This is a genomic window from Globicatella sp. HMSC072A10, assembly GCF_001811625.1.
Classification (GTDB): Bacteria; Bacillota; Bacilli; order Lactobacillales; family Aerococcaceae; genus Globicatella; species Globicatella sanguinis.
The window spans coordinates 54754-59583 of record NZ_KV805797.1; the positions used below are offsets into that span (position 1 = coordinate 54754).

6 protein-coding genes and 1 other annotated feature are annotated in these 4830 nt (G+C 34.5%); all 6 genes read right to left on the reverse strand.

The window, feature by feature from the left end:
• Window positions 1–156: 156 nt before the first annotated feature.
• The gene (locus HMPREF2811_RS09165) at window positions 157–1065 is read right to left on the reverse strand and encodes a YitT family protein (RefSeq protein ID WP_084802109.1); all 909 of its coding nucleotides are present in this window, start codon (window positions 1063–1065) and stop codon (window positions 157–159) included.
• A 5-nt stretch (window positions 1066–1070) separates the two neighbouring features.
• Window positions 1071–1514: a hypothetical protein gene (locus tag HMPREF2811_RS09170; RefSeq protein WP_066126095.1), complete on the reverse strand. Its 444-nt coding sequence runs from the start codon at window positions 1512–1514 to the stop codon at window positions 1071–1073.
• 512 nt (window positions 1515–2026) lie between these two features.
• A complete protein-coding gene (gene thrC, locus HMPREF2811_RS09175) occupies window positions 2027–3529 on the reverse strand; it encodes a threonine synthase (RefSeq protein ID WP_071409069.1) in 1503 nt (500 codons plus the stop codon).
• Window positions 3530–3698: 169 nt separating this feature from the next.
• The gene (gene rpmA / locus HMPREF2811_RS09180; protein WP_066127071.1) at window positions 3699–3989 is read right to left on the reverse strand and encodes a 50S ribosomal protein L27; all 291 of its coding nucleotides are present in this window, start codon (window positions 3987–3989) and stop codon (window positions 3699–3701) included.
• Window positions 3990–4002: 13 nt separating this feature from the next.
• Entirely contained in the window at window positions 4003–4350 is a 348-nt protein-coding gene (locus HMPREF2811_RS09185) for a ribosomal-processing cysteine protease Prp (RefSeq protein ID WP_071409070.1), read from the reverse strand.
• Window positions 4351–4352: 2 nt separating this feature from the next.
• Window positions 4353–4661, reverse strand: a complete 309-nt coding sequence (gene rplU / locus HMPREF2811_RS09190; protein WP_066127078.1) for a 50S ribosomal protein L21 — start codon at window positions 4659–4661, stop codon at window positions 4353–4355.
• Window positions 4662–4694: 33 nt separating this feature from the next.
• Window positions 4695–4765, reverse strand: a sequence feature (ribosomal protein L21 leader region).
• Between the last annotated feature and the right edge of the window lie 65 nt (window positions 4766–4830).

Genomic DNA, 4830 nt, shown 5'->3' on the forward strand with positions numbered 1-4830 from the left:
CAGATTGAGGCCACTCAACCACTGCGCTATTAATAAACGAACAATAATCTTAACCAAATTAATCAAGTTATGCCCAGTCTCAAATCCATTTTAGTACCTAACAAAAGCACACTCGATAGTTCCTCTACACTCAGACACAATATAAAAGATGTAACTTTATCTTATCGGCTGAGTTTTCATTAATTTTTGTTGCTCTTTAGTTAAAAACTGTCCTAGGACTTTAGTTGATTGAATGATATTGACAAATGCTTTACTATCAGATTCTAATACTGCTAACTGTAAATCATGTAATTCATAACGGTTAATGACTACCATAATTAAGTCACGCTTATCGCCTGTATAACCTCCGCGGGCTTCAATGACGGTTGAACCTCGGATTAAACGCGTTCGAATACTAGCGGTCACTGCAGCAGCATCATTCGTTACGATAAAGGCAGTTAGTCGTTGTTCTCCAGTATGAATCGCATCGATCATGCGTGAGGTTACAAAAATCGTAATCAAGGTAAAGATAGCCGTTTCTAAATTATATAACAATCCAGATCCAATAATAATAATGGAATTAACTAATAAAGTCATCATGCCAACATCCCAACCAAAAGTTTTCGATAAATAAAGTGATAAGATATCGAATCCACCACTTGACATCCCATACTTAATGGTAATACCTGTTCCTAAACCGGTTAATACCCCACCAATTACTGCATTAATGAGTGGGTTTTGCGAAACATAGGTTAAGGGAAATAAGTTGGTTGCTAATGAAGAAAAGAGTACAACTATTAAAGTCATAACAGTAAATTCTTTTCCTAATTTTAAATAAGCTAAGATGATCAACGGAATATTTAAGATGAAATAAAGATTACCGGTGGTAAAAATAGCTGCTAATGCCGTTTCACGGGTAAAATAATTAATTATTTGCGCTAAACCAGGCGCTCCTGCACTAAAAATATTTCCAGGAATTAGAAAAAATTTCATTGATAATCCGAAAATTAATGCGGATATAAAGGCAATAAATATTTGAAAAAAGAAATTCGCCTCTGGATGCTCACTTAAATATTTATTTATCATGCAGCTTACCCGATTTCGCCAGATTTACCTAATTTCTCAACTAAAGGAGGAATTAAACCACGAGCAATACGTGCTCCATAAACTACCGTCTCATATAGTGGCGTAACATCTTCGCCAACGCGAATGATATTTCTTAAGAAAATTTCGCCATCCAATGCTAAATGTAAAGTATAATAGCCGGTCTTCATTTCATTTAATTCATTGATTAAGTCTAAAGCTTCACCACGTTTATTGTAATCATTTAAAAGATGAACATGGCGATAAATAATTTGACTATCGACATATGGATCTTCACTTTCTTGAATAATAATTTCGACCATTAATAATTTTGTTTCACTGGCCTTAAACTGCAAGCGATATAAATGGTGCCCATTTTCAATTTCTTTATAATTAGCTGGTATTTTCTTCTCAGCTAAGATCTTGTCAAATGCTTCTTTAATTTTAGACATATAATCTTCCTCTCTGAATGACAATTATAGGAAAGCTCCCACATTGATTAATTATACTATACATTGCCTTTAAACTAAAGTTAAATTAAGGAAGGCAATTGAAGGTGTTAAGGGAGTGGGCAAGAAGTAGAAAATCAGTTGATTTTCGCTTTGTCTGTCCACCCCCGCAAAGTTGAGTAGGCCTCAAACAAGTAAAAAGACGCAGGTTGAGGCCACTCAACCACTGCGCTCTAATTAAATAGATATGCCTGAACAGAATTTTAAAAGATTTTGCCCAGCCTTAAACAAAAATAAATTGGTCGCAAATCCAGTCTAGTTTTGTATTCCTAAGGCTTTACTCATGAAAATTGATTATAATGCTTTAATTATTAACCGAATGAACCAAAGTCATCAACCTAGAAAATTCATTTTAATTCATGACGTCATTAAATTGATCAAATTAACTGATATGTATACTTTATTTAAGCAAAAGCGTTATGACTTTAAACATTAAATATTAACAACTTAAAACATTATTTAAATAAAAATCGTAAAATAGTGTCTTTCATTTCTTCAATTTCCACGACTTCTTGATGTCGAATTGGCGCATCAAAAAGATTTTCAATGGCAGACGGCACTTCAATTTGACTGATTTCAGCCAACTTTTCAATTAATTGACGTCCAGATAATTGAGCAGTATCAACTTCCAATGCATGTAACACACTTTCTGCGAATTTATAAGGGCTGGCAGTGCCTGCAATGACCGTTACATTTTGTCGATCTTGTGATTGAGTTTCCTTTAGATATTGTTGGTATACCGCATATGCGACAGCCGTATGTGGATCAAGAATATATTGATTGTCTTGATAAACCTCTTTAATGGTCGTGGCAGTCAAGACATCATCTGCTTCATTAGCATAAAAATCAGTTAATTGTTCTTTAACCGCCTGATTAATTTGATAGCTTCCCTCTTTAATTAATTGTTCCATCCATTCTTTCGTTGGGTCATCTTGACGTTGATTCAATAAATAAATCAGTCTTTCAAGATTACTTGAAACAAGAATGTCCATTGATGGTGAACTTGTTAAATAGAAAGGACGTCTCCTATCGTAGATACCCTCATTAAAGAAATCGACTAATACATTATTGCGATTAGACGCACAAATAAGTTTTTCAATTGGTACCCCAATCAATTTAGCAAAATAAGCCGCCAAAATGTTCCCAAAATTCCCCGTAGGCACCGAGACATTGATTTGATCACCTGATTTAATTACACCATTTTTTAGTAACTGAGCATAACTATATACATAATAAACTACCTGTGGCACTAATCGACCAATATTTATGGAATTGGCACTGGAAAGTAAAAAACCTTGTTTTTTAAGTTGCTTGTTTAATGCTTGATCATTAAATAATTCTTTTACTTTAGTTTGTGCATCATCAAAGTTCCCTTTAACTGCCACTACCTTAGTATTATTCCCCTCCTGCGTGACCATTTGGCGTTCTTGAATGTCACTGACGCCATCTTTAGGATAAAATACCACTATTCGTGTATTCGTTACCTCGCTAAAACCAGCTAGAGCTGCCTTTCCAGTGTCCCCAGAGGTAGCAGTTAGAATGACTATTTCTTCTTCTATCTTTAATTTTTTAGCAGCAGTGGTTAATAAATACGGTAAAATCGATAAAGCCATATCTTTAAAAGCAATCGTATTCCCATGAAATAATTCAAGAATCGATACTTGTTCATTAATAGCTTTTAAAGGGGCAATCAATTCATTATCAAATTTATCATCATAGGCATGATCCACACAATAAGCTATTTCATCTTCCGTAAAATCAGTAAAAAATGCTCCTAAAACTAATTTAGCGACTGTTTGATAAGAGGCATCTTTCAAGTGGTCCCAATCTAAGTCAATTGTTGGCATGGTCTCTGGAAAATATAGTCCTCCATCATTGGCGATACCTTTTACAATGGCTTGGGCAGCCGTTAATTTATTCTGATTATTTCTTGTACTATTATATAAAATTTGAGTCATTCCTATCCCTACTTTCTAATAATAATCATACTAAATTCTCATCAAATTGTCACTTATATCCGGTGAAATTTAGCAAAATAAAAAAGGCATACTAGTTTTCATAACTAATATGCCCCTTTTTCTGCCCCATACATTTTTGAAAAATGACTAGAGCCTTGATATATATGAATTAAGCTTCTGCTGCAACTGGATAAACAGAAACTTGTTTATGTTTTTTACCTTTACGTTCAAAGCGTACAACGCCTTCAACTAAAGCGTATAATGTATCATCGCCACCGCGACCTACATTGTTACCAGGATGGATTTTAGTACCGCGTTGACGGTATAGGATAGAACCACCAGTAACTGTTTCGCCGTCAGCTGCTTTAGCACCTAAACGTTTAGCAATAGAATCACGACCGTTTTGAGTAGAACCCCCACCCTTTTTAGTAGCGAATAATTGTAAATTTAATTTCAACATGAGACAGCACCTCCTATGGTATAAAGTTTGAATTTTGAATTTTTACGAATTCAGGATAACTTTCAGCAATCACTTCTAAAGCAAACACTAAATGTGATAATAATAGTTGTGATTGTTCAGTTTGTTTTTTGGTCAATTCAGTTGGTAAAGTTATTTTTAAATAACCTCCATCAACTTCGTTCACTTCTGTTTGAACGGGAACATGGATCAGTTGATGTAATGAATTTTCGACCGAAATCAGTTGACTTGAAACAGCTGCACAAACAATATCAAAACCAGAATCAGCATAACCTGCATGTCCGGTTGTAATAATTTGTTGAATCAATTGTTTTTCATCAACCATTACTTTTATTTTAATCATAATTAAGCGTTGATTGCGTCAATTGTTAATTTTGTATAAGGTTGACGATGACCTTGTTTACGATGTGAATCTTTACGACGTCTGTATCTGAAAGTTACAACTTTCTTTTCACGACCTTGTTTTTCAACAGTCGCTTCAACAGTTGCGCCTTCAACTAATGGAGTTCCTACTTTGGTAGTTTCGCCACCTACTAAGATTACTTCATCAAAAGTAACTTTGTCGCCTGCTTCTACATCTAATTTTTCAACAAAGATTGATTGACCAACTTCAACTTTAATTTGTTTACCGCCAGTTTTAATAATTGCGTACATTAAAGCACCTCCTATATTATATTTACGGGTTTCCCCTACACTTAGACTCGCCATGTTAAGTGCCATCAGGTCTTAAAACTCAACTTGTGCGGTTGCAGATGTGGTGCTACACAAATACAACATAAGTATCATAACAAATATGGCCTTCAGTGTCAAAGGTTTTTTCGAA

What these genes read in the sequence shown, in the direction of transcription:
- HMPREF2811_RS09170 (WP_066126095.1), bottom strand. Translation starts at nt 1,514, where the DNA reads ATGTCTAAAATTAAAGAAGCATTTGACAAGATCTTAGCTGAGAAGAAA.
- HMPREF2811_RS09185 (WP_071409070.1), bottom strand. Translation starts at nt 4,350, where the DNA reads ATGATTAAAATAAAAGTAATGGTTGATGAAAAACAATTGATTCAACAA.
- rpmA (WP_066127071.1), bottom strand. Translation starts at nt 3,989, where the DNA reads ATGTTGAAATTAAATTTACAATTATTCGCTACTAAAAAGGGTGGGGGT.
- thrC (WP_071409069.1), bottom strand. Translation starts at nt 3,529, where the DNA reads ATGACTCAAATTTTATATAATAGTACAAGAAATAATCAGAATAAATTA.
- HMPREF2811_RS09165 (WP_084802109.1), bottom strand. Translation starts at nt 1,065, where the DNA reads ATGATAAATAAATATTTAAGTGAGCATCCAGAGGCGAATTTCTTTTTT.
- rplU (WP_066127078.1), bottom strand. Translation starts at nt 4,661, where the DNA reads ATGTACGCAATTATTAAAACTGGCGGTAAACAAATTAAAGTTGAAGTT.